This is a genomic window from Sphingopyxis soli (genome assembly GCF_018682675.1).
Classification (GTDB): Bacteria; Pseudomonadota; Alphaproteobacteria; order Sphingomonadales; family Sphingomonadaceae; genus Sphingopyxis; species Sphingopyxis soli.
The window spans coordinates 103,786-127,442 of record NZ_JAFMTR010000063.1 but is presented as its reverse complement, the minus strand read 5'-3'; the positions used below and the strand labels follow the sequence as shown (position 1 = coordinate 127,442).

Here is a 23,657-nt window from a genome sequence, read left to right as displayed (position 1 = left end):
AACGAGCGCGCACCACGCCATCTGACTGCCGGTCGGGAGGGAAGGGGGTGGGAACGGGGCGAGCCGGTCAGTGATTTCGGTCCGGCTCGACGTTCCACTCTTGCCGGAGATTTCCCATGACCAATCTTGTCCCCGCTGCCGACCGTCCGGTCGGCGGCGCCTATCGCGTCGATATCTCCCGCGGCCGCAACATCGGCCGCGTTTCGTCCGAATGGTTCTCGCGTCCCGACGACGAGCGCTTCCTCTCGCTGACCGATCTCTATGATGTCGTTCGCGCCCGCGCCGACCGGGCAACCGCGCGCGTCGTCGACAGCAAGGCGATCCGTGTCGAGGCGCGGAGCGATAGCCCCGAGCGACTCTCGCTGATGGTCCCCGACGAAGAGCGGCCCGTTGCGCCGACGAACTGGGCATTCGGACAGCTTTGCAGCCTCGTCGGCGCGCCCGCGTCCTATCTTCGCGAGCTTCCGGCTGCGCTTGCCGGCATCAATCTTCAGCACGGCCTCGTCGCGCACCGCGGCGAGCAGGTGAAACTGCTGCAGACCGACGACGGGCGGACCGAACTTCGCGCCGCGACCGGGCCCGAATATGGCCGTATCTGGGATTATGAGCTCGTGGAAGCGGTGATGAAGATCGCCGGCGACGGCATCGGGCAAACGCGGTGGAAGGTCCCCGGCGTGCTCGACTGGTCGAGCATGCACTATAATCCTTATGTCGACGTCACACGCGACACGACGACGCTTTATGCCTCCGACCGCGACGTCTTCATCTTCCTGGTCGATGACACGCACCCGATCGAGGCGGGCAAGCTACCCAATGGCGATCCCGATCTCTATTTCCGCGGCTTCTACTGCTGGAACTCCGAGGTCGGCGCGAAGACGCTCGGCATGGCGACCTTCTATCTGCGCGCCGTGTGCATGAACCGCAACCTCTGGGGCGTCGAGAATTTCGAGGAGGTGAAGATCCGCCACTCGAAATTCGCAGCCAACCGCTTCGCCCATGAAGCAGCGCCCGCGCTCGAGCATTTCGCGGACTCTTCGCCGATGCCATTCCTGAGCGGCATCAAGACCGCGCGCGAGCGCATCGTCGCCCGCAAGGATGAGGACCGCGAGACGTTCCTGCGCAAACGCGGCTTCTCGAAGGCCGAAACCGCAAAGATCGTCGCGACGGTGCTCAATGAAGAGGGCCGCCCGCCTGAGACGATCTATGATTTCGTGCAGGGCATCACGGCCTTTGCGCGCACCAGGACCAACCAGGACAGCCGGCTCGAAGTCGAGGGCAAGGCCCGCAAGCTTCTCGAAACCGCCCACTGACGTCCGAAGCCGCCGGTTCGTTCGATCCGGCGGCTTCCTTCCCATGGAGACCCGCCATGACCGATGCGCGCTACCGCTTGCTCGATACGATGCAGGACCTCATGTCCAACTATCTCCTCGACGAATGCCCCAACGATGTGACGTGGGAAGATTTTGACCCTGACATCGATGGGCTGCGTTCGAGCGTCGCGGACCTCATCGACAGGCATTGCCGAGGCGCGGTCTCAACCGCCGTCGTCGCTACCTACCTTGTCGATGTCGCATTTTTCAGCGGCGACGATTGCTTTGCGAGCGCAGTCTATACGATCGATGCTTCGACACCCGAGGGGGCGGAGCACCACGCGCTGTCGATGTCGCTCGACTGCATTTACAACGACCCGCGCATTCCGGACCTCTCGCGCGCCGCGACCGCGAGGCCGATGGACGATCCCGACGCGCCGATATGATTGTCGATCGGTCCCCACGATGGCGCGAACGGCGCTGTCGCTGGCTACCGAATGCGACGAATATCGGCCCAGGCTCCCTTTCCGTGGACGTCATCGACACGCGCCGACAGGCCTCATCCTTCGTGAAGGTCATCACTTCGCGAGATCAATGCCGGACGCCCGGCATGTCCCTTCTTGCTTTGGGAGCATGACCATTGCCGAAACGGTTCCGACGATGTTGAATCCATTCCAGCGAATTTGCGCCGTCGCATACGGTGAAGGCGACTTTGCCCACATCGAAAGCATCGAGGAGACCCACGATTTGGGCGATCCGCTCTTTGCCTTTCTCATGGCTGAGCTAGCATCGAGCGAGGGCTGTGATTGCCGGAAAGAAGCGCTGCGCCGCCTAGAAATGGCTGCAGCTGATATTCGCTGCGTTATCGACGCGATCGATCAAACGATTGTCATTTGATCGATCCAGCATGCCCAAGCGCCGTAGTTCGCCGAGTGCCGGCGCAGGCTCACATCAGCCGAACAGGATTATATCATGTCTGACATTGGCATCCGCGCCTTGGCGCAACTGCTCGCTCGTGCCCGTGCCGCCATCGAAACGCCGGCCGACCTCGATGACGCTGCCCGCGCCGCGGTGATCGAGGATATCGCTGCGTTCGAGGATTGCCTTGCGCGGGGATTGATTCCGTGGGGCTTCGACATCCACATCGGTTCAATCGATCATAAGCATGGCACCAACCATTATGCCGCGCTGACTCAGAAAGCCTTGATGGCGGAAGTCGCCGAATATTGCCGCGAGTGGTGGTCCGATATCGAAGATGGGCGCGATCCGGCGACGCTCGACGATCAAACGATCGCGGACATCTATTTCGATGATCATCCGAGCGAGAATCTCAAGACTGACCGCGTCCATATCGATCCGCTACTCGCCGACATGCAGACACTGGGCCCCGAAACCGGGCACTATTGCGTCATTGCCACGGCGCATCTGTCGACTGCGACGGCAGCCATGCTTGATGAATGGTGCGCGGCGGCAACCTCCGACCGGCCGATCAATGTTGCGAGTACCATATACGGATGGTTCGTTCCGGCGCGCGAGGTGGATGAGCCGGCGCAGGCCAAGCTACCGGCCGATCTTCTTGCCGCGATGAGATTTGCTCGTGCACATGGCTTCGACCATATCCTGTTCGACTGCGACGCTGGCAGCGTCGAGGCATTGCCGAAGCATGACTGGTGAAGCCGGTCCTTGGTATGTTTGGCGTAATTCCCATTAAGCCTGCGACCGCGCATCGAGCATTTCCAGCCGATCGGCGGCAAGCTCCGCGACATTGGCCTGGATCACATGGCCGCGATTGCGCAGGATTTCGCCGAGATCCCTGACCATCGTGATCAGATCGCCGGTCGCAAGCGGGCCATCGAGCGCGCGCAATAGATGGCGTTCTTCCTCGTCCAGTTCGCGCATCGTCATTCTCCGCGGGACGCAATTTTGGGCAGGCACGTAATCTAGCACATTCGGACGATCGTCGGCTGCGCAAATTCTCCTCTCGGCGATGAATTGCAGCGCCACGACGTGCACTGCACGAACCCGAGCCCGAGGGGCGCCCGCTCGCTTGCCTCCCGCTCGCCATCGATCGACAGATGTGGAACATCGCGGCTGCGGGCACTTGGGGTGCCTTCAATATCCCTGCGAAATGGGAGGAGAGAGGGAAGGACAGGGGCGGGCGCAATAGGCGTCCGGAGAAGGAACCTGTCCCATGTCATACGATATCGCGTTCCGCTTCCAGCAGGCGCTCGATCCTTCGGCACTCTCGACGCTGCCGGCCTGTCTCCACGCGCTGATCGCGGCGATCAAGGATTGCCGAAATGCCGGCAATCCCGACGAAACCGATCCCGCAGTACTGTTGCTCGCGCGGCATCTCGGTGCCGTTGCGGGCGCCACGGGCGGCGGCGACACCGCGCTTCGGCGCGCCTGCTTGGACCGCATCGCCGACATGCGCGGCAAATCCGCACTCGTGGTGCTGGCGCATAGGGGTGTCAGCTACGACGAGCAGGCAAAGAAGCTCTTCCATAGCGACGGCCGAAAGGCCCTGAAGCGGCTTGCCGAGGCCCTTTGCATGGAGGACGGCACCTATGATCTTCGATCGATCAAGGGCGGTATTGCCGTCAGCGGCGAGATCATCCTTCATACCGAGGAAATCTATGTCCAGCTCCGGCTTGGCATCGGATCCGGCCGTGAAGTGATGTTCCGCCGCGTCGCCGGGCGGAAGGATTATTGCGGCGACCGCAACCACTGGGCCGCGGTCGGCGAACTGCTCGAGCCTGACCGCCTCGCCGCGCGCATCCGGCGCGAACTGCACCTCGCCGAACCCGGAACGCCGCCGATGCGGCTGGTCGCTTGAGGAGAACGTCGATGAAAGTCATTGTCTCGCGTTCCCGCATCGCGGGGGCGCTGCCCCATTATGTCTATCGCGCGCTGGTTCCGGCCGAGGGTGTTGCGGTGGAGCGTATCGCGAGCGCCGGCACCGTTCACGCGCCCGGGGTCGCCGGTCGTATTGCTTGCATTCGGATCGCTCCGCTCATTGCGCCCGAGCGCTACCTCGCGATGCGCCCTGTCGAGCGGACGGCGCTTGCCTCGCGCGTCGGGGCAGTCGGACGCCGGATCGAGTGGCTGATCATTCGCACCTTCTTCCGGGAGATGACCGCGGACTCGTTACCGATCGTCTTCCAGCTCGATCCTGATCCGGGCGACGCCTGCGTCTGGGCCGACCTCGACGACCTAACCGGCATCTTTGATGCCGTCGAACCTGGGTTCGCAAGCCTCTCAGCTATCGACCTCGGTCTGCGTCAGCGCGACAGCCTCCGGGCTGCCTGATTGCCGTCATCGACGAGCCGCCCAAGGCGCCTGCCCTGGGCATAGTTACTTCACCCCAGCAGAAAGGGCCTGCGATGACGGTCATCGGACATAATGACATCCGGAAAGTCGAGAACTTCGACAGATATGAGATTCTCGCGCACCCGCTTCCCCATCGTGATAACCGCATTTTCTATCCGGCGGAACCCGATGGTTTTGGCGCCGTCACCTATGCCTCGCACGATGTGATGATTGCGAGGCCGACCGGGATCGGTAGCAAGGGCCGGCTCGCCATACTGATGCACCATGGCGGCGGTCGCCACGCTCTCGAATTCTACGAAAGCACCTTGCCCATCGCCTCGGCGCTGCTCGCGCTTCCGGAACGCGAGCAATATGCGCTCGCCTATACGATCTTCGAGCAAGCGGACGAATGCTCCGCCGGAGCGCGTGCCGCCGAGGCGCAACGATGGGCTGAGGCCTATGCTGAGGGCCGCATCCGGAAACGGCGTCGCGGGCGCGCGCGGCAAATCTATGTCGAAACCGCGGCCGAGAAGGCACTTCGCTCCGCCTGAAGCCTGAGCCGCCCGCACTCAATCGCTCGCGACCGATCGTCATCGGCCGGGAGGAAAGGAGGCGGGGACGTGCGGCGGCAATGAGGCTGCCGCGCAACCGGAGTATTCCCATGACGCTTCCCGCTCAAATCCGCCCTTCCGTCGGCGAGCAGCTTATCACTAAGGTGTCGCGCCTCTTCAACGGGACGATCACCGACGTTCTCAACGAGCTGTTCCAGAATGCCCGCCGTGCCGGTGCGCAGCGAATCGCCGTCGATCTCGGCGAGCATGAAGGCAATCCAGCCCTCTTTATTGCAGACGACGGCACCGGCATCGATGATCCCGCCGCCTTCGTGACGCTGGGCCGCTCTGACTGGAGCGACCAGATCGCACGGCGGGAAGACCCTGCCGGAATGGGTGTGTTCAGCCTCGCCGGCAAGCGCGTTACTGTGCGATCCTTCTCGAGAGCCGCCAATGCCGGATGGACGGTCACGTTTCCCAAGGACGGTTGGCAGGGCGAAAATCCCCTAACGGTCGAAGCCTACGAGGTCCGCAAAGGCACACAGCTCGTCATTGCCATGCCCGCCGAATGGTTGCCCAATCTCCAATCGCGGGTCGAAGCAGCGGCGAAGCATTTCCCGTTGCCCGTCGAATTTCAGGGCGCAGTCTTGCCGCGCGAGGATTTCCTCAAGGGCGCCTGCCGGATCGAAGAGTGGCATGGCTGCCGGATCGGAATCTTCAGCGATTCCTATGACATCGCGAGCGATCCGCGCATCAATTTTCATGGCATCAAGGTTCCCTGCCGCATGCCCGCCATCGGGGAAATCGACGCACGGCGGAAATGGACGGTCCGGATCGACATCGTCGACGCGCCCTCGCTCCAGCTCGTTTTGCCCGCGCGCAAGGAGATGGTCGAGAATGCCGCACTCGCCGATCTGCGGGTTGAAGTGCAGGCGGCCATTTTCCGGACCATCGCGCTCAAAGGCCAACATCGCCTGTCGTTCAAGGACTGGAAGCGCGCTACCGAGCTCGGCGTTGGCCTTCCCGAAGCCAGCCCGTGGCTCTGTGCATGGCGCCCGCGAACCGCGGACGGCAATGCCTACGTCGAGGACGAGCGCGTCGAAGCTGTCCCAATGATCCTGATCCCCAGGCACGAGGCCGATATCGAACAATGCGCGGCGAAGGTGTTGACCGAGGAGAAGCTCGGCTTCCGACCTGTCTTCGCTGAAGACAAATTTGCCGGCTATCGATGGTATGATGTGCTTCCGCGCGTCCCCCGCCTGTCCTTTGCGGTCGAACGGGAGGGCGAACTGTTCCACTATGCCGACGACGACCAGATGCTCGATCATGTTGAATCGGGCTGGGTGACTGCGATCACCCTTAATGTTCCGATAGTTCGCTGCGCCGGGCTCGATGAACCCGCCGCCACGCTTCGCCTTCCCGTCGATATGCTCGTCTGCGCGAACGCGAGCAGCCATATCGGCGAAGCACATGTTTTTGTCCGGGAGGGCGCAATCGTCACGCCGCAGGCGCTCGCGCAGCTGATCGAGGATGCGGTCTTCACTTATGACGAGGATTGCGATAGCGACAGCTGGGGCAGGCAGCATGACGATTTCATCCGCGATGCGCGTAACCTGGCGAACAAGCTCCTCCTCGGAAAGGACGAGGCGCTTCTGGAACAGATCCGATCGGCCTTCCGCGACGATGTCCAATGGCTGATCCCCGAGGGTCGAACACTCACCCTCAAGGCCGATGTCGCCAAGGTTCTAATCGATCTGGCAGCCGCTGATCCTGAAACCGAGCCCACCGCTGCATAGCATTCGGACCATGACAGGCTGGCGACCTTGCGTCCGCTTCTACCCTTACCCCCACAGCCGGAGTGATCCATGACCGCCCTGTCACCCCTTCGGACGCGGCTCGCCTCGTTCGACCACGCCTATGCCGTTGCGATTCAGCTCCGCGGCGCGACCGGTCGTGGTCAATTCATCGTGTGCACCGGCAAGCCGATTCAGCCATTTCGTGTCTCTCCGACATTGCCGCCGCTAGGTGAACATCTGCTGGTCTGGGTAGCCTGAAGCCGACATTCCCTGGGCACACATTTGGTGTAGGTGCCATTTATGTCGGGTCAACGACGTCACAAGAGGCATGTCGGTCCGTCAGATTCCTAAGCCAAGCGTCGAGACGTCGAGCTTCGATGGAATTTGGTCGGGAATGCGCCTTATTCTGTTGAAAAACTATCCACACGGCTTTGGGCGCCTCGACACAAGTAAAAATATTAGCACATTTCTAATTGCTACATAACTTTGGATCGCCAATTGGGTTCTTATTATATGTTTATTACGGAAGAGGCATGGATGAGGTGCGTCGTCCGAGTTTTTCAACAGAATACGCCTAATCGCGGTCATTCGAGAAATCAGCGGGCCTGCCCATAAGCTGTCGTTCGTTTACCCCCGCGAGGATGGCAGCTACGCGCCTGATGCCGGTCGTTTATCCGATTTGGACCATCGCTTTAAAGCTGCCATGACGACCGGCCAGCTAGGTCTGCCGAGTGACAAGTTGAGTTGGTAGCATTGCGGATCGGGGCCTGCTACCGTCCAGCGCTTGCATCAGTTTCTCCACCAGTAACGCGCCTGCGACTCCGGTCTGCTGGGCGATGGTCGTGATCGACGGAGTAAAATGCGCCGCGGGCGGAATGTCGTTGTAGCCGACGAGCGAATAGTCGCGCGGGGTCAAATGCCCCTCTTTGCTGAAAGCGCCGATAACCGCCATCGCTGCGGTATCGGAAAAGGCGAAGACTGCGTCGGGGCGGACGGTACAGGTTTTCAGATAGGCGTTGGCCTGGTCGTGAATCGCGGAAAAAGCCATGGACTCGATCGACAGAACATCGATCTCGACATCCGAATTTTTGCGGGCTGCTTCCTGCAGCCCTTCAAAGCGCAGGCGGATTTCCTCGTGCTGGCGGCTTCCGACGAACAGCCAGCGGCGGCGATCATGCAAAAGGAAGCGTTCACCGGCCAGGCGTCCTCCAAGGCTGTTATCGCTTCCGACCGCGCAGTAGGCGCTCGCTTCATTGACCGCTCCCCAGACCACCATGGGAATATCCTTGCGGGCGACCTTTTGCAGCAGCGCGTCGCGCGCGCCTTGGCCGAGCACGATGAAGCCGTCGGCACCGCGCGACTGGTAAAGATCGACAAAGCCGTCGATCGTGTCCAGCCCCGACGGCGATAGCAGCAGGTCGAGATCGCGGACCGACAGGGCCTCGGAAATCCCGGCGAGCAACTCGAAAATGAAAGGGTCGCCGATCGCGCCTTGCCGATGCGATCCGAAGTCGAGCACGACCGCGATCGCATTGGCGCGTTCGCGCCGCAATTTCTGGGCATGACGGTTGAGCGCATATCCTTGCTCGCGTGCGACCGCCAGCACACGCTCGCGTGTATCCGCGCTGACCAGCGGGCTTCCGCTCAACACCCGTGACACCGTCGGCTTTGAAACTTTTGCAATGCGCGCGACGTCGTCCATCGTCGGCCGGGTTGTGCGCGGCATCGTGGTCGTATCGCTGCTTTTTTGCGCCATTCTGCGTTCATATGGCAGCTGCAGGCCCTGCGCAATCGCCAATAGTCGCCATTATGAAACTTTGTATTGAAATGCATTTCATAAAAACCTATCAAATTGCGCGAACGGGCGATATGGTCCGTCATGGGGAGGATGATCGATGGCAATCTCGCGCAAATTTTTGACGTCGCTTTGCTGGGGCGTGGCACCGTTGGCACTCGCTGCCAATCCGTCGTCGGCCGCAGCGCAGGATGCGCCGCAAGCTGACTCGGCGGGCGGCGGGCTTGAAGAGATCATTGTTACCGCTCGCCGCTTCGAGGAGCGCGCGCAGCAGGTGCCGATCGCGATCACCGCGTTCAGTCAGGACGGCTTGCGCGAGAAGGGGGTCAACACCGGCACCGACCTTCAGAACTATACGCCGTCACTGTCGGTGCTCGGTGATGTCGCTCGCAACCAGGAAACCTATTCGATCCGCGGCATGGGGGGCAATGGGGGACCGGGGACCGGGAGCGGCCCGGGTGTCGTCGGCTATTTCGCCGAAGTGCCGACGAGCGTCAGCGGACCGGGCAGCTTCTACGATCTTGCTTCGCTGCAGGTGCTGAAGGGACCGCAGGGGACGTTGTTCGGCCGCAACACGACGGGCGGCGCGGTGCTGCTCGAACCAGCGCGCCCGAAGATGGGCGTGGTCGAAGGCTATGCTGATTTGACGCTTGGCAATTATAATCGCCGCAGCGGGCAGGGCGCGCTCAACATTCCGCTGGTCGATGACGTGCTGGCGATTCGCGTCGCCGGGCAGTTCGACAAGCGCGATGGCTATGTCCGCGATGCCGTCACGGGTTTCGACTATCTCAACCGCAACAACTACAGCCTGCGCTTCGGGCTGCAGTTCAACCCGACCGACACGATCCGCAGCTATACTGCGGTCAGCTATGTCGATGTGAAGGAGCATGGCGGCGGCAGCATCCTGCTCGCGGTCAATCCGGCACGTCCCTACGCGGCCCTGCTGCAGCCCTACCTGCTGGCGCAGCAGGCGCGAGGTGTGCGCGAGACGGCGCTCAGCGTCCCGACCCGCGAAGTCGCGAAGGCTTTTCTTGCGCTCAACAATACGGAGTTCGATCTTTCGGACACGCTCACACTGAAGAATATCTTCAGCTATGCCCGCACCCGCTCGACGAGCGCGACCGATCGCGATTCGACGCCGTTGCCGATCGCCGATCTGCTCGGCGCCTACCCCGGCAGCTATAACAACAATCTCCGCACGATTACCGAAGAGCTCCAACTGCGTTACGACGATGGCACCTTGCGCATCCAGGCCGGCGGCTTTTTCCTCGACCAGAAGACACCGTCGCCGCTGACCTTCCAGACCGTCAACCCGATGCAGCAACTCGGCCTGCTCGGCGGCGGACCGCTGATCCTGCCGCCCGCGCTGCAGGCCGCGCTCGGCTTGCCGACGCCGCTCGCGCCGGCGCTCAGCCTGCAACCCACCGCGCATGTCGACGGGCGGAGCAAGGCGGTCTATGCGCAGATGCAATATAAGCTGACCCCCGATCTTACCGCCACGGCCGGCTTTCGCTGGACTTGGGATCGTTTCGGCGGCGACATCCAAGCCTATCAGGATCCGCAAAGCTATCAGATATTCAACCAGCTTGCCACGCTCGGGGTGATCACTCCGGCGCAAGCGGCGCAGGTGGTCGGCCTGAATGCCAATCTTTGCGTATACGACGCGTTCAAGGCGGTGGCGGCGGGCGGCTTCCCGACGCTCTATTATCCGAACTGCACAACACCGACGTTCAAGGGCAAGAGCGACGGGCCGACCTGGCAGCTCGGTCTCGACTGGCAGGCAAACCCCGATACATTGCTTTATGCCGTGTCGCGGCGCGGCTACAAGTCGGGTGCCAGCAACCCGATCGTATCGCTGTTCCTCGGCGAGGAGCATCCGCTGTTCGCGGTCCGCCCCGAGCAGGTGACCGATCTCGAACTCGGCGTGAAGAAGGATTGGAACCTCGGCGGCGACGCGCGGGCGCGCACGAACATATCCGCCTTCTATACCTGGTACAACGACATCCAGGTGATCCAGCGCGCATCGATCGCGGGCTCCGACATATTGACCAACGCCAAGAAGGCGCGGGTCATGGGGCTCGAGTTCGAAGGACAGCTCGTGCCGGTGCGCGGTCTGACATTCAGCGCGGTCTATTCCTACAATTCGGCAAAATATCTCGAATATGACTCGATCGCGATCCCGGCGATCCCACAGGCGTTGACCGCGGCGCAGCCGAGCCGCGACCTGTCGGGTACCCCCTTCTCCTTCGTGCCGAAGCACAAGTTCAGTCTCAACGGACGGATCGACCTGCCGTCGGTCGAGGGCGTGGGCGAAATGGCGTTCAACGCCAACTGGACCTACCAGTCGAGCCAGCGGGTGACCCCGGAGGCACAGCCTTTCGACACGATCGCGGGCTATGGCCTCGTCAACCTGCGCTTCGAGTGGAACAACATGTTCGGTGCGCCCATCGACGCCGCGATCTATGGCACCAACATCTTCGACAAGGAATATCGCGTCACCGCGAACCCGGGCTATAATAATTCGGGTTTCATCAACTCGATCTACGGAGAGCCGGCGCAATATGGCGTGCAGCTTCGCTATCGTTTCTGAGCGCACGGCGATGACGCGATCTGCTTTCCCCTTCTTCCTAGCGCTGGCGATCGGCCTTTCGGGGCCGGCGCAGGCTGGGCAGGCAGTCGCCTCCGCCTCTGCGCCGGGCGTCTTCGTTCCCGACGCCGCGCAGGCGGCGCTTGTCGCCAAGGCGCGCCGCGCGGGGGCGACCGACATCACGACGCGTCCGGCTCCGGACGGCGGGATGATTGTGAACGGCAAGCTCGACGGGCGTATCTTCGTGCTCGCCATTCCGGCGAACTGGAACCGCGAGGTCGTGCTGATCGGGCAGGGGTATGCGACACCCGATTCGACCCCGAAGGTGCCCGAAGATCCGACCGCGCCGTCCGAAAGCGGCGGCGTCCTGCGGCATATTTATGGCGAGGGCCTCGCGGTCGGCGTCGCGGCGTTCGACAAATCGGGAATTGCGACCGAAAGCGGCGCCAAGAACGCGATGCGGTTACACGCGCTGACAACGCGGCTCGGTGCGAAGCGGCATTATGCCGTCGGCGGATCGATGGGCGGCAGCATCGTTCTGGCGCTGATAGAGCTCTATCCGAAGGCGTTCGCGGGCGCGGTATCGATGTGCGGCGTGACCGAGGGCTGGCGGCCGCTCGTCCAGCAACTCGCCGACACGCGCGGCGCTTATGATCTTCTGACCGAAGGAACGCCCTATGCGCTTCCCGGTGCGCATGATCTGACGCGTTCGGGATTGCCGACTGAGCCGCCTGCGGGCGACCCGAACTCCGGGGATGCCTTTCGCGCGCAGCAGAAGATGCGCATCCTGATGCCGATCTTCGCGCTGTTCCAGGCGGCCAAGGCGAGGCCTGACGGGCGCGAGGCGCGGATCATTCGGCAGGTCGCGGCAGTGGGCGGCTTCGCGCCCGACCCGGCGGCGATCGGCGCGCCCGTTTATGCGGCGGTTCTCGGTATGGACGATATCGTCGCGACGATGGGCGGTTTGCCGATCGGCAACGGCTCAAAGACCTATGCGCCCCCGGAAATGAGCGCGGAGGAGACAGCCGATTTCAATCGGCGCATGCAGCGTTACAACGCCGCTCCGCACGCCATTGCCTATGCGCGGCAATGGCACGAACCAACCGGAAAATTTCGCGTTCCGCTGGTCACCGTGCACCAGACGATCGACTCGCTGGTACCCTTTTCCCAGTCGGAAGGATTGGGGCGGATCGTCGCTGCGGCAGGTAATGGCGCACGAATAGCGCAATATGCCGTGCCGCCTACGAAGATGCCGCTGCCCGGGGGCTTCGACGGCTATACCCACTGTGGCTTTTCACCCAAGCAGAACGCCGATGCCTTCGATGCGATGCGCGCATGGGTACGCACCGGCCGCCGTCCGGGACCGGAGGCGGTAAAGTGACCGAAGACCGGCTCGCACTCGATCGTCGGCACATGCTTGGCCTGGGCGCTGCTGCTATCGCGACGGTGGCGAGCGGCCGAGTGAGCGCGGCGTCGAAACCCGCGAAGCCATTCCTGTGGGGAGCTGCGACTGCCGGACATCAGGTTGAGGGCAACAATGTCAATGCCGACATCTGGCTGCTCGAACAAGTCGATCCGACGGTGTTTGCCGAACCGTCGGGCGACGCGTGCGACAGCCTGCACCGTTGGCGCGAGGACGTCGCGATCGTGAAGGCGCTGGGGCTCAACGCATATCGCTTCTCCGTCGAATGGTCGCGGATCGAGCCCGCACCGGGACAGTTCAGCCAGGCCTATCTCGATCATTACGCGCGCATCGTCGATCGTTGCCGCGAACAGGGCCTCGCGCCGGTCGTCACCTTCAACCATTTCACCACGCCACGCTGGTTCGCGGCGGCGGGAGGGTGGGAGAATAGCGATGCACCCGATTTGTTCGCTCGCTATTGCGACAAGGTCGCGCGTGCGATGGCGGCGGGGATGAGCCACGCATTGACCTTCAACGAACCCAATCTGGCGCTGGGCGGGCGCTGGTCGGCGAGCCCGCCGCCGCCTGCCTTCATGGATCGCATCGCCGCCTGCGTCGCGGCGGCGGCGAAGGCGAGCGGTTCCGACCGTTTCTCGTTACTCAACACGGGCGATCCGGCGCCGATGATCCCGGGCGTCACTGCCGCGCATGTCAAGGGCCGCGAAGCGATCCGCGCGGCGCGCGGCGACCTTCCGATCGGATTGAGCCTTGCCATTCCCGACAATGTCGCGGTCGTGGAAAACAGTGCGATCGAGCGCAAGCGCGCAGACGTCTACGGTCCCTTCTTCGCGGTGATGGACAAGGATGACTTCGTCGGCGTGCAGACTTATGGCCGTGCCTATGTCGGGGCCGAACGCGACGTCGAAATCCCCGCCGACGTACCGCGCCGGCCGGGCGGCGGCGAATGGTATCCTGCAGCGGTCGGCAATGTCGTGCGCTACGCGCATGAGGCGACCGGCTTGCCGGTAATGGTGACCGAAAACGGCATCGACGCCGCCGACGACGCGGAGCGCGAGCGCTTCATCCCGGAAGCGATCGCCTCGGTCGAGGCGGCGCGCAAGGATGGGGTGCCGGTGCTTGGCTATATTCACTGGTCGCTACTCGACAATTTCGAGTGGTTCTCGGGATACGGCCCGAAATTCGGTCTCGTGGCCGTCGATCGTCAGACCTTCAAACGCACGGTCAAGCCCAGTGCGAAGCGGCTCGGCGCGATCGCGCGCGCTGGCGGAACCGGCGCCCGTTGAGAGCCGCTGCGTCTTTTCTGTGGGGCACCGCGACGGCAGGGCATCAGGTCGAGGGCAGCAATGTCGCCGCTGACATTTGGCTGCTCGAGCAAGTGCGCGAAACCCGCTTCGCCGTGCCGTCGGGGGATGCGTGCGACAGCTTGAACCGCTGGCAGGAGGACATTGCGATCGTGAAGGCGCTGGGGCTCAACGCCTATCGCTTTTCGGTCGAATGGTCGCGGATCGAGCCCGCGCGTGGTCAGTTCAGCCGCGCCTGGCTCGACCATTATGCGCGCGTCGCCGCGGCTTGCTGCGATGCCGGACTTGCCCCCGTCGTGACGCTCAGCCATTTCACGTCGCCGCGCTGGTTCGCGGCGGCGGGGGGCTGGAGCGACGCGGAGGCGCCTTCACGGTTCGCACATTTCGCCGACATGGTCGGGCGCCGGCTCGCGGGACTGGCTCGGCACGTGGTGACGTTCAACGAACCCAATCTGCCGTTGATGGGGCGCTGGGCGCCGACGCCGCTTGCCGATCCGGTGCGCGAAGGACTGGACGCTATGCTCGCGGCGGCGGCGCGCACGACCGGGTCGGAACGGTTCGACGTCTGGGTCTACTCGCGCGGCGACGACGCCGACCTCGAACGGCTGCTTGCCGGACACCGTAACGCCCGCGCGGCATGGAAAGCGAACGATCCCGCCGCGCTTGTCGGATTGAGCCTCGCGCTGCCCGACGCGCAGGGTGACGATAACGCGATTGCTGCCTATCGCCGCCATGCCGAGGACCCTTTCCTCGCTGCGGCGCGCGAGGATGATTTCATCGGCGTCCAGACCTATGGGCGGCTGCGCTTCGGACGCGATGCGGTCCTGTCGCCGCCCGCCGGTGCAGAGCTTACCCAGAGCGGAGACGAATTTTATCCGCAGGCCCTCGGTGCCAGCGTCCGTCATGCGCACGCCCGGACCGGGCGGCCCGTGTTCGTGACCGAAAACGGGATCGCCGCCGCCGATGACGCGCAGCGCTGCCGCTATCTGCCCGCTGCCATCGACGCGCTCGATGCGGCGCGAAAGGAAGGCGTGCCCGTGCTCGGCTATATCCACTGGTCGCTGCTTGACAATTTCGAATGGCGGCGCGGGTACGCCCAGCATTTCGGGCTGGTCGCCGTCGATCGCGGAAATTTTCGCCGCACGCCGAAACCGAGCGCGCGTCTCTATGCCGATCTGGTGAGGGCAAGATCATGATACGACCCTGGCTGACGCTTCTTCTGGGTCTGGCGCTGGCGCCCGCCGCGTCGGCGCAACTCGTCAAGGCGCCGTGGCCATCCTTCCTGTCCGCCGAGGCGCGCGCGGGGCTGGAGGCGAACGACGCACGACCGCCAGAACCCGCGACGATCGAGGGGCGCCGCGCCCGCGCCGATGCGATCCAGCAGGAGATCGGCGCGCCGCGGCTCGCGCGCTACGGCGTGACCATGAAGGACGACGTGATCGCGGGTGTCCCCGTGCGTTTTTTCACGCCGGCGAAGGGCGCTGCCAAGGATCCGGTTCTCCTCAACTTGCACGGCGGCGGATTCCTCGTCGATGCGGGGTCCATCAGCGAGAATGCAGCGGTGGCGGCGCTCACCGGCTATCGCGTGGTCGCGGTGCGCTATCGTCTCGCGCCCGAAAACGGCTTTCCCGCCGGGGTCGAGGATGCGGTCGCCGTTTATCGCGCGTTATTGAAGGAGCATGATCCGAAAGCGATAGGCGTTTACGGCACATCGGCGGGCGCGATCCTGTCGGCCGAACTCGTCGCGCGATTGCGCGCCGACAAGCTGCCGCAGCCCGCCGCGCTCGGCTTTTTCTCGGGCGCTGCCGATCTGTCGGCGGTCGGCGACAGCGCGGGGCTATTCGCCGACGCGTCCGGCGTCGATGCGCTCGCGCGCCTCTATGCAGGAGAGCGGACGACGCATGATCCGCTCGTCTCGCCGCAACGCGGGGACCTCGCCGGCTGGCCGGCGACGCTCTGCCTCGCGAGCACGCGCGATTTCCTCCTCAGCGGCACCGCCGACTTCTGCCGCGCGCTCGACGGGGCGGGCTCGCCCGCGAAGCTCATCGTGTTCGACGGACTACCGCACGCCTTCTGGGCTTATATCGACGCGCCCGAAACCGATGCGGCCTTCGCCGTGATGGCGCGGTTTTTCATCGCAAGTCTGGGAGCGGAAAAATGAGAAAGATACTGATCCTCGCCGCGCTTCTGGCGGCTTCACCCGCTGCGTCGCAGACTTCGGTTCCGGCGTTCAATCTCCCGGCGTCGAACCAGCTCAGCGAGGAGGCGCGGCAGGTCCTCGAACGCATGAAGCAGGCTACGGCGCCCGCCGAGATCGTCGGCGACGTCGCTCGGCAGCGCGCCTTCTATGGTCGCTACAATGATGACAGGCTCGCCGAGATGCGTCGCCATTTCCGTACCCGCGAATGGCGTACGACAATGAACGGCGTCACAGTCGATGTCGTCGAGCCGGCGAGCGGCGTGGCGGGGAGCCAAAAAGGCCGCGTTCTCATCAATGTTCACGGCGGAGCGTTCATGTGGGGATCGGGCAGCGGGGCGCTGGTCGAGGCGATCCCGATCGCCGCGACGATGGGGATCAGGGTGGTGACGGTTGATTATCGTCTGTCGCCCGAACATCGTTACCCCGCCGCTTCCGAAGACGTGACCGCCGTCTACAAGGCGTTGCTGGGGCAATATCCGGCCGCCAACATCGGCATCTACGGCTGTTCGGCGGGCGGGGTCATCACGGCGCAGGCGACGGCGTGGATTCGCCGTGAAAAACTGTCGCGCCCGGGGGCCATAGGCACCTTCTGCGGGACCGGCGCGCCCTATTCGGGCGACAGTCCTTACCTGGCGGGTCCGATCACCGGCGGCGCGGTGCTCGCGGCGCCGGCGCTCCCCGACGTCCTGCCGCTCCCCTATATGCAGGACGCGGCGCCCGGCGATGCCACCGCCTATCCGCTGGTGTCCGACGCGGAGGTGAAGGCGATGCCGCCGACGCTGCTGCTCGCGGGCGGTCGCGATTTCGCCGCGAGCGCGCTGACGCTCGCGCATCGTCGTCTTGCGGCGGCGGGCGTGGAAAGCGAGCTCCATCTGTTCGACGGGCTACCGCACGCCTTCTTCGTCTGGCCGGATATGCCTGAGTCCACCGAGGCCTACGGGCTCATCGCCTCCTTCTTCGATCGGCATCTGGGACGGCGCGCGCGCTGATGCGAACACGCACAATCATAACCCTCGCTCTGACCTATGCGCTGCTCGGCTTGATGATGAACAGCGTCGGCATCGTCATTCTCCAGTCGATCGCCCATTTCGGCGCGACCAAGCTGATGGGGTCGACGCTCGAGGCGTGCAAGGACCTGTCAGTCGTCGCCGCCTCTCTCCTTCTTGTCGCTGCGGTGCCGGCATTCGGTTATCGCTGGTCGCTGGTCGCTGTGCTCGTGCTGATGGCGACCGCCTGCCTGCTGGCGTCGTTCGCGACGAATTTCATTGCGATGCAGGCGCTATTCGTGCTCACTGGCCTGTCGTTCGGGATTACCAAGATTGCAACCTATTCAACCATCGGGCTGATAGCGCGCAATCCCGCCGACCATGCAAGCATCACCGGACTCGTCGAAGGGGTGTTCATGGGTGGCGTCCTCGCTGGCGCGTGGATTTTCGGCTGGTTCATCGACGCGGGCGATTGGCTGCGCGTCTATTGGCTGCTTGCCGCGCTGTGCGTCGTGACGTCGTGCGCCTGGCTCGGCATCCGGCTCGATGAAGCTCCTGTGCCGGTCGCGAAGCGGAGTGCCTCTGTTGCAGCGGGATGGAAAGACATGCTTGCCCTCGCGGTCTTGCCCGCCACCGTCGCCGTGCTCGCTACGCTGTTTCTTTATGTCCTGATCGAACAGGGTGTGGGAACCTGGCTTCCAACCTTCAACCGCGAAATCCTTCATCTGCCCGCGACGACCAGCGTCCAGATGTCGAGCATCTTCGTCGCAGCGCTCGCGCTCGGGCGCTTGCTTTCGGGGCTCGTACTGCGCCGCGTCGCATGGCTGCCGGTGCTTCTCGCCTGCCTCGCCGCGCTCGCGCTGCTGGTCGTCGCTGCGCTGCCATTGGCTGAAGGCGTGCGACCGCGCGCCGATACGGGATGGGCGAATGCACCATTCGCCGCCTATCTTTTCCCGCTGATCGGCCTGTTTCTCGCGCCTATCTATCCGACGGTCTGTTCGGTCGCGCTCAGTGCGCTGCCGCAACACAGGCACGCCGCAATGATCGGGCTGATTGTCATCTTCTCGGCCCTCGGCGGCACGATTGGCTCGTTCGTCGTCGGATTGCTGTTCCAGTCGCTCCCGGGTGCGGCGGCCTTCTATTTTCTGCTGGTACCCATAGCGCTCGTGGCGCTTGCGCTATCGCTTGTGCGTCGCCGGATCGCGGGGGTTACGGCATGATGGTTACAGACACACCCGCCCAATTGTTCGGTCCGCTGTTCGCTGCGGTGCAGGAGACGGGGCTTTTTCCAGATTCCAAGACATTCGCCGATGCGCGTCCGCTGCGCGCGCCCGCGGCGATCCTTGCCGACTGGCAAAGACAGCGACCGGGAACGAGCGAAGGCCTCCGGCACTTCGTGTTCGCCAACTTCGATATTCCGCAAGATTTGCCGACGCCTTCACCCGATGGTCTTGAGCTTGCAGCGCATATCTCGGCGCTTTGGCCGCTCCTGACCCGCGAGTCCGCCAATCCCGCGCCCGGATCTTCGGAACTATGGCTGCCTCACAGCTACGTCGTTCCCGGCGGCCGTTTTCGCGAGCTGTATTACTGGGACAGCTATTTCACGATGCTCGGCTTGGCACGATCGGGCCGTTACGATCTTATCGAGAATATGATCGGCGATTTCGGCAGCCTGCTCGACCGGATCGGCCATATTCCGAACGGTACGCGCAGCTATTACACGACCCGGTCGCACCCGCCCTTTTTTCACCTCATGGCTGCACTATCGCGCGATGATAGCGTCGAAGGCCGCCGTCGTCGATTGGACTGGATGCGCAAGGAACATCGCTTCTGGATGGCGGGCGCCGAGGATCTCGCGCCGGGAGGCGAAGGGCGACGTGTCGTGAGGCTGGACGACGGGGCGCTGCTCAATCGATATTGGGATGACAGCGACAGGCCACGCGACGAAAGCTGGCGCGAGGATGTTGCGCTTGCGGACGAAGCTCCTGCGCGCAATCGGGGTGAGCTTTGGCGCGACATTCGCGCCGCGGCGGAGAGTGGATGGGACTTCAGTTCGCGCTGGTTTGCCGACCCGCGCGCGCTCACGAGCATTCGCACCACCCGGCTAGTTCCAGTCGATCTCAACGCCCTGCTTTTCGGTCTTGAGCAGGCTATTTCGAAAGCCGCATCCGGTCTTGGCGAGAATGACCTGTCGTATGATTTTGCTGCGCGCGCCGAGCGTCGCGGACGGGCGGTCGCGGCGCATTTATGGAATCCACTAGGCGGTCATTATGCGGACTTCGATCTCGACAGCGGCCGCGTGTCGGATCGATTGACCGCTGCCGCCGCCTTTCCGCTCTTTGCCGGTATTGCATCCGCCGCGCAGGGACGCAGCACGGCCGTCGCGCTCGAACGATTGCTCCGCCCGGGCGGATTGATGACGACGTTAAGTGAAAACGGACAGCAATGGGATGCTCCCAATGGCTGGGCCCCGCTGCAATGGATCGCGATTATCGGTCTGCGCCGCTATGACGAAATGACGCTCGCCGACGAGATCGCAGAGCGCTGGCTCGCGATGGTCCGAGCCCATTATGAGGCGAGCGGCCAGCTTCTCGAAAAATATGACGTCGTCGCCTGCGCTGCAGGATCGGGCGGCGAATATGCGACCGAGACGGGTTTTGGATGGACCAACGGCGTGACGATCGAACTGCTTGCAACGCGCCGAGGTGGCGCATCCGATATAGAGGCGATAACGACAGGAGGCGTGAATGGATAGCAAGAGTAGAGGCGGATATTTTGCCCGGCTGATTCCGGTGCTTCTCGTGCTGGCCACTCCGGCCGCGCTATCCGCCGAGGAGCTTCAGCCCGCGGCTCTCACCACCGCGCAATCGGTCCTGGCGGCGGACGCTCGCAAGCTTGGCGCAACGGATATCGCTACCTTTGCTGCACCCGATGGCGGCTTCATCCTTGCGGGCAAGCTGGCGGGCGACCAGTTCTCGGTGGCTATTCCCGCGAAGTGGAATCGCGAGGCGCTTCTCTATGTCCACGGCTATTCCACTCCGGGAACGCCCGTCGCGGTCGCGGTCGACCCGCTCGCCAAGGGAACGGGCGCGAGCGGCGTGCTGCTCGAAGCCTATCGCGACGGATATGCTGCCGGCCACAGCGCCTATGACAAGCCCGGAATGGGGGTTCAGACCGCCACCGAAAACACGCTGCGCCTGCGGGACTTTCTCGCGAAACTCGGCGCGAAACGATTTCTGGTCGCGGGCACGTCGATGGGCGGCAACATCACCCTGTCGCTGATCGAACAATATCCGAAAGCCTTTGCCGGTGCACTGTCGTCCTGCGGGGTCACCGACGGATGGGAAAGCCTGTTCGGCCAGCTCATCGACATGCGCGCCGCCTATAATCTGCTCACCGAAGGCACGCCCTATGCGCTGCCCGGTGAGCAGGACCTGACCCGTTCGGCCTTGCCGATGGACCCGCCTGCGGGTGAGGCGGCAACCAGCGAGGCGTTTCGCTGGGGCCGGATCGGCCAGATCGCGATGCCCGTGCTGGCGCTCGCGCAGGCAGCGCAGGCCAATCCGGCGGGGCGCGAGGCGCGCATCATGAAGCAGGTGGCCTCGATCGGCGGGTTCGAGCCTGAACCGGCGTCGATCGCCTTTCCGCTGGTCACCGCGACGCTCGGCATGGATGACCTCAACCAGACGCTCGGCGGCAATATCTATGGCAATATGGGCAAGGTCTATGCGAGCCCCGAAATGACGCCGGAGGAAGCCTCGGCCTTCAACGCAAAGGTCCAGCGCATTGTCGCGGACCCGCGCGCGGTCGCCAATGCGCGCCACTGGCATCAGGCAACAGGGCGCTTTCGCGTCCCGTTGGTGACGATCCACAATCGCATCGACTCGCTCGTCCCTTATGCACAATCGGAAGCACTGGGCCGTATCGTCAAGGCCGCGGGCAATGAAAAGCGGCTCGTCCAATATACGGTGCCGGGCACGAAGGCGCCGCTGCCGGTCGGCGGAGTCGAAGGCTACACACATTGCGGCTTCAGTCCCGAGCAGTCGGCCGCGGCTTGGGAAGCGCTGCGAGGCTGGGTCGAGACCGGCACGCGTCCTGCCGTAGATGCCGTAAAATAGCTCGGGGGCGTAATATGCAGGGCTGCGTCAGCCGCCGCGATTTCCTGCAGGCGAGCGCGATCGCGGGAGCCATCCTGTCGAGCGCCGGTGCGCGCGCCGCACCGCGCATCGCAGCGGCCGACGTGGACGCGCTGCTGGCCCGCATGACCCTCGACGAAAAGCTTGGCCAGCTCGCTCAGGCGCGCGGCGAGCGGAACGACACGGGCCCCTTCGTGCCAGCTGGAAGCGAAGCCGATGTCCGTGCCGGCCGGGTCGGCTCGTTTCTGAGCGTCTATGGCGCCGAAACGACCCGGCGCCTCCAGCGGATCGCGGTCGAAGAAACCCGTCTCGGCATTCCGCTGCTCTTTGCCGACGATGTGATCCACGGATTCCGCACCATCTTTCCAGTGCCGATCGGCGAAGCGGCGAGCTTCGACCTGGCGGCGGCCGAAGCGGCGGCGCGGATCGCGGCGATCGAGGCGACCGCCAACGGCCTCCACTGGACCTATGCTCCCATGGTCGACATGGCGCGCGATCCGCGATGGGGCCGCGTCGTCGAAGGCGCGGGCGAGGATGTCGAGCTCGCTTGCCGCTTTGCCGAGGCGCGTGTGCGGGGATTCCAGGGACGGAGTCTGTCGGACCCCGATGCGATGCTGGCGACGGCCAAGCATTTCGTCGCATATGGCGATGCCGAAGGCGGGCGCGACTATGATGTCGCCGATGTATCCGACCGAAGGCTCGCCGAATATTATTATCCTCCCTTCCGGGATGCGATCGCGGCCGGCGCCGCGAGTGTCATGGTCGCGTTCAACGAGGTCAACGGCGTACCGATGCACGCCAATCGCGATCTCCTGACGGGCGTACTGCGCGGCGACTGGCATTTCGACGGCCTGATCGTCAGCGATTACTCGGGCGTCCGCGAACTCGTGGCGCACGGCGTCGCAGCGAACGACGAGGCGGCCGGAATCCTCGCGCTGGAGGCGGGCATCGATGTCGACATGGTGAGCGGCATCTATGTCAATACGTTGCCGGGCGCGGCGCGGCGCGGGAAGGTCGATGTCGCACGTATCGACGCGGCGGTGCGCCGCATCCTGTCGGCCAAGGCGGTGCTGGGATTGTTCGACGACCCCTATCGCAACTGCAACCCGGCGCGGGCCAAACGCCAGACGCTTCGCCCCGCGCATCGTGCTGCCGCGCGCGATCTGGCGCGCAAGAGCATGGTGCTGTTGCAGAACGAGGGCAATATCCTGCCTCTATCGAAAGCGCTGCGGTCGGTGGCGGTCATCGGACCGCTCGCCGACGATCGTCGCTCGATGCTCGGAAGCTGGGCCCCCACGGGCGTCGCCGGCGATGCGATCACGCCGCTCGAAGGCGTGAAGGCGGCGCTCGGCCCGAGGGTGAAAATCTTCGGCGCTGCGGGCGGCGATGCGGCGCTGGACGCCGCGCGCGGCGCCGACGCCGTCGTCCTGTGCATCGGCGAGCATTGGGACGAGAGCGGCGAAGCGCGCAGCCGGGTCGCGCTCGACCTCGCGCCCGACCAACAGGCGATGGCCGACACGATCCTTGCGCTGGAAAAGCCTGTCGCGGTCGTGATCTTCGCCGGCCGACCGCTCACCATCAACACCCTCGCACACCGCGCACCCGCGATATTATGGGCCTGGTATCCGGGCGTCGAAGCGGGGCACGCGCTCGCCGACATCCTGTTCGGCGACGTCAGTCCCTCGGGTCGTCTACCGATGAGCTTCCCGCGGGCCGTGGGTCAGATCCCCATCCATTATGACCGACGCAGCACGGGGCGACCGGCTAGCGAAAGCGAACGGAACAGCGCCAAATATGTGGATGCGCCGTGGACTCCGCTTTATCCGTTCGGACATGGTCTCGGCTATTCGCCGGTGCGCTATGCGGGGTTGGAGTTGTCGAGCGAGCGGTTGGCTTCGGATGGCGTGCTGCAGGTAGGCTTTTCCGTTCATAATGCGGGCGCGCATGCGGTCGAGGAGGTCGTCCAGCTCTATCTGCGCGACGATGTCGCCAGCACGACGCGACCATTGAAGGCGCTCAAGCGTTTCGCTCGCGTCGCGCTCGCGCCCGGCGAAACAAAGCCGGTCCGTTTCACGCTCGGCGCGCGCGATTTCGCGTTGCTCGACCACGATCTCCGGCCGGTAGTCGAACCGGGAAGTTTCACGCTTTACGTCGGTGGCAGTTCGGCAACCGAACTCGAAGCACATTTTACGATCGAAGGCGAAGGGAATCGGGCAATATGAGGCTATTGTCGAAGCCATTTCCGCCGCGCGCGGGCGGATTT

At 63.9% G+C, this 23,657-nt stretch carries 21 protein-coding genes; 19 read left to right on the top strand and 2 right to left on the bottom strand.

Annotation, left to right across the window (positions count from 1 at the left end):
* Nucleotides 1-116 precede the first annotated feature (116 nt).
* From J1N50_RS10530 to J1N50_RS17805, 4 genes are all read left to right on the top strand, one after another.
* Nucleotides 117-1,310 carry a DUF932 domain-containing protein gene (locus tag J1N50_RS10530; RefSeq protein ID WP_215353423.1) on the top strand — a complete coding sequence of 398 codons (1,194 nt, stop codon included), beginning with the start codon at nucleotides 117-119 and terminating at the stop codon, nucleotides 1,308-1,310.
* A gap of 56 nt (nucleotides 1,311-1,366) precedes the next feature.
* On the top strand, nucleotides 1,367-1,756 hold the full coding sequence (locus tag J1N50_RS17810) for a hypothetical protein (RefSeq protein WP_234715582.1): 390 nt from the start codon (nucleotides 1,367-1,369) through the stop codon (nucleotides 1,754-1,756).
* Nucleotides 1,757-1,943: 187 nt separating this feature from the next.
* Complete coding sequence (locus J1N50_RS10520) at nucleotides 1,944-2,207, top strand: hypothetical protein (protein ID WP_058804208.1); 264 nt, start codon at nucleotides 1,944-1,946, stop codon at nucleotides 2,205-2,207.
* Between the two features lie 99 nt (nucleotides 2,208-2,306).
* Nucleotides 2,307-2,984: a DUF5983 family protein gene (locus tag J1N50_RS17805; protein WP_246553349.1), complete on the top strand. Its 678-nt coding sequence runs from the start codon at nucleotides 2,307-2,309 to the stop codon at nucleotides 2,982-2,984.
* 33 nt (nucleotides 2,985-3,017) lie between these two features.
* Here the strand turns inward: J1N50_RS17805 and J1N50_RS10510 are convergent, their stop codons facing one another.
* Nucleotides 3,018-3,209, bottom strand: a complete 192-nt coding sequence (locus tag J1N50_RS10510; RefSeq protein ID WP_054588741.1) for a hypothetical protein — start codon at nucleotides 3,207-3,209, stop codon at nucleotides 3,018-3,020.
* A 292-nt stretch (nucleotides 3,210-3,501) separates the two neighbouring features.
* Between J1N50_RS10510 and J1N50_RS10505 the strand changes: the two genes are divergently transcribed.
* The 5 genes from J1N50_RS10505 to J1N50_RS10485 all read left to right on the top strand — a co-directional run bounded on the left by J1N50_RS10505 (nucleotide 3,502) and on the right by J1N50_RS10485 (nucleotide 7,224).
* Nucleotides 3,502-4,146, top strand: a complete 645-nt coding sequence (locus J1N50_RS10505; RefSeq protein WP_054588740.1) for a hypothetical protein — start codon at nucleotides 3,502-3,504, stop codon at nucleotides 4,144-4,146.
* 11 nt (nucleotides 4,147-4,157) lie between these two features.
* A complete protein-coding gene (locus J1N50_RS10500) occupies nucleotides 4,158-4,619 on the top strand; it encodes a hypothetical protein (RefSeq protein ID WP_054588739.1) in 462 nt (153 codons plus the stop codon).
* Nucleotides 4,620-4,693: 74 nt separating this feature from the next.
* Nucleotides 4,694-5,170 (top strand): hypothetical protein, encoded by a 477-nt coding sequence (locus J1N50_RS10495; protein WP_054588738.1) that lies wholly within the window; start codon nucleotides 4,694-4,696, stop codon nucleotides 5,168-5,170.
* Between the two features lie 80 nt (nucleotides 5,171-5,250).
* Nucleotides 5,251-6,966: an ATP-binding protein gene (locus J1N50_RS10490; RefSeq protein WP_215353422.1), complete on the top strand. Its 1,716-nt coding sequence runs from the start codon at nucleotides 5,251-5,253 to the stop codon at nucleotides 6,964-6,966.
* Nucleotides 6,967-7,035: 69 nt separating this feature from the next.
* Nucleotides 7,036-7,224: a hypothetical protein gene (locus J1N50_RS10485; protein ID WP_082665232.1), complete on the top strand. Its 189-nt coding sequence runs from the start codon at nucleotides 7,036-7,038 to the stop codon at nucleotides 7,222-7,224.
* A gap of 460 nt (nucleotides 7,225-7,684) precedes the next feature.
* Here J1N50_RS10485 and J1N50_RS10480 read toward each other — a convergent pair whose 3' ends face one another.
* Nucleotides 7,685-8,722, bottom strand: a complete 1,038-nt coding sequence (locus J1N50_RS10480; protein ID WP_235588039.1) for a LacI family DNA-binding transcriptional regulator — start codon at nucleotides 8,720-8,722, stop codon at nucleotides 7,685-7,687.
* 139 nt (nucleotides 8,723-8,861) lie between these two features.
* On the opposite strand from J1N50_RS10480, the gene J1N50_RS10475 reads away from it, so the two are divergent.
* Genes J1N50_RS10475 through J1N50_RS10430 form a run of 10 tightly spaced genes read left to right on the top strand, consistent with a single transcriptional unit; the run spans nucleotide 8,862 to nucleotide 23,616 of the window.
* On the top strand, nucleotides 8,862-11,351 hold the full coding sequence (locus tag J1N50_RS10475; protein ID WP_082665233.1) for a TonB-dependent receptor: 2,490 nt from the start codon (nucleotides 8,862-8,864) through the stop codon (nucleotides 11,349-11,351).
* 10 nt (nucleotides 11,352-11,361) lie between these two features.
* Entirely contained in the window at nucleotides 11,362-12,729 is a 1,368-nt protein-coding gene (locus J1N50_RS10470; RefSeq protein ID WP_149037677.1) for an alpha/beta fold hydrolase, read from the top strand.
* Entirely contained in the window at nucleotides 12,726-14,054 is a 1,329-nt protein-coding gene (locus J1N50_RS10465; RefSeq protein WP_234715579.1) for a glycoside hydrolase family 1 protein, read from the top strand. The genes J1N50_RS10470 and J1N50_RS10465 overlap by 4 nt, the downstream gene beginning before the upstream one ends.
* On the top strand, nucleotides 14,051-15,268 hold the full coding sequence (locus J1N50_RS10460) for a glycoside hydrolase family 1 protein (RefSeq protein WP_201022964.1): 1,218 nt from the start codon (nucleotides 14,051-14,053) through the stop codon (nucleotides 15,266-15,268). The genes J1N50_RS10465 and J1N50_RS10460 overlap by 4 nt, the downstream gene beginning before the upstream one ends.
* Nucleotides 15,265-16,233, top strand: coding sequence for an alpha/beta hydrolase (locus J1N50_RS10455; RefSeq protein WP_054588735.1), 969 nt, complete (start codon nucleotides 15,265-15,267; stop codon nucleotides 16,231-16,233). Before J1N50_RS10460 ends, J1N50_RS10455 begins: the two co-directional genes overlap by 4 nt.
* Nucleotides 16,230-17,261 carry an alpha/beta hydrolase gene (locus tag J1N50_RS10450; RefSeq protein WP_054588734.1) on the top strand — a complete coding sequence of 344 codons (1,032 nt, stop codon included), beginning with the start codon at nucleotides 16,230-16,232 and terminating at the stop codon, nucleotides 17,259-17,261. Before J1N50_RS10455 ends, J1N50_RS10450 begins: the two co-directional genes overlap by 4 nt.
* Nucleotides 17,261-18,478, top strand: a complete 1,218-nt coding sequence (locus J1N50_RS10445) for an MFS transporter (protein WP_234715578.1) — start codon at nucleotides 17,261-17,263, stop codon at nucleotides 18,476-18,478. The genes J1N50_RS10450 and J1N50_RS10445 overlap by 1 nt, the downstream gene beginning before the upstream one ends.
* Nucleotides 18,475-20,013: an alpha,alpha-trehalase TreA gene (gene treA / locus J1N50_RS10440; RefSeq protein WP_054588732.1), complete on the top strand. Its 1,539-nt coding sequence runs from the start codon at nucleotides 18,475-18,477 to the stop codon at nucleotides 20,011-20,013. Before J1N50_RS10445 ends, treA begins: the two co-directional genes overlap by 4 nt.
* Nucleotides 20,006-21,376, top strand: a complete 1,371-nt coding sequence (locus tag J1N50_RS10435; RefSeq protein ID WP_054588731.1) for an alpha/beta hydrolase — start codon at nucleotides 20,006-20,008, stop codon at nucleotides 21,374-21,376. Before treA ends, J1N50_RS10435 begins: the two co-directional genes overlap by 8 nt.
* 14 nt (nucleotides 21,377-21,390) lie before the next feature.
* A complete protein-coding gene (locus J1N50_RS10430; RefSeq protein WP_215353421.1) occupies nucleotides 21,391-23,616 on the top strand; it encodes a glycoside hydrolase family 3 N-terminal domain-containing protein in 2,226 nt (741 codons plus the stop codon).
* Nucleotides 23,617-23,657 lie beyond the last annotated feature (41 nt).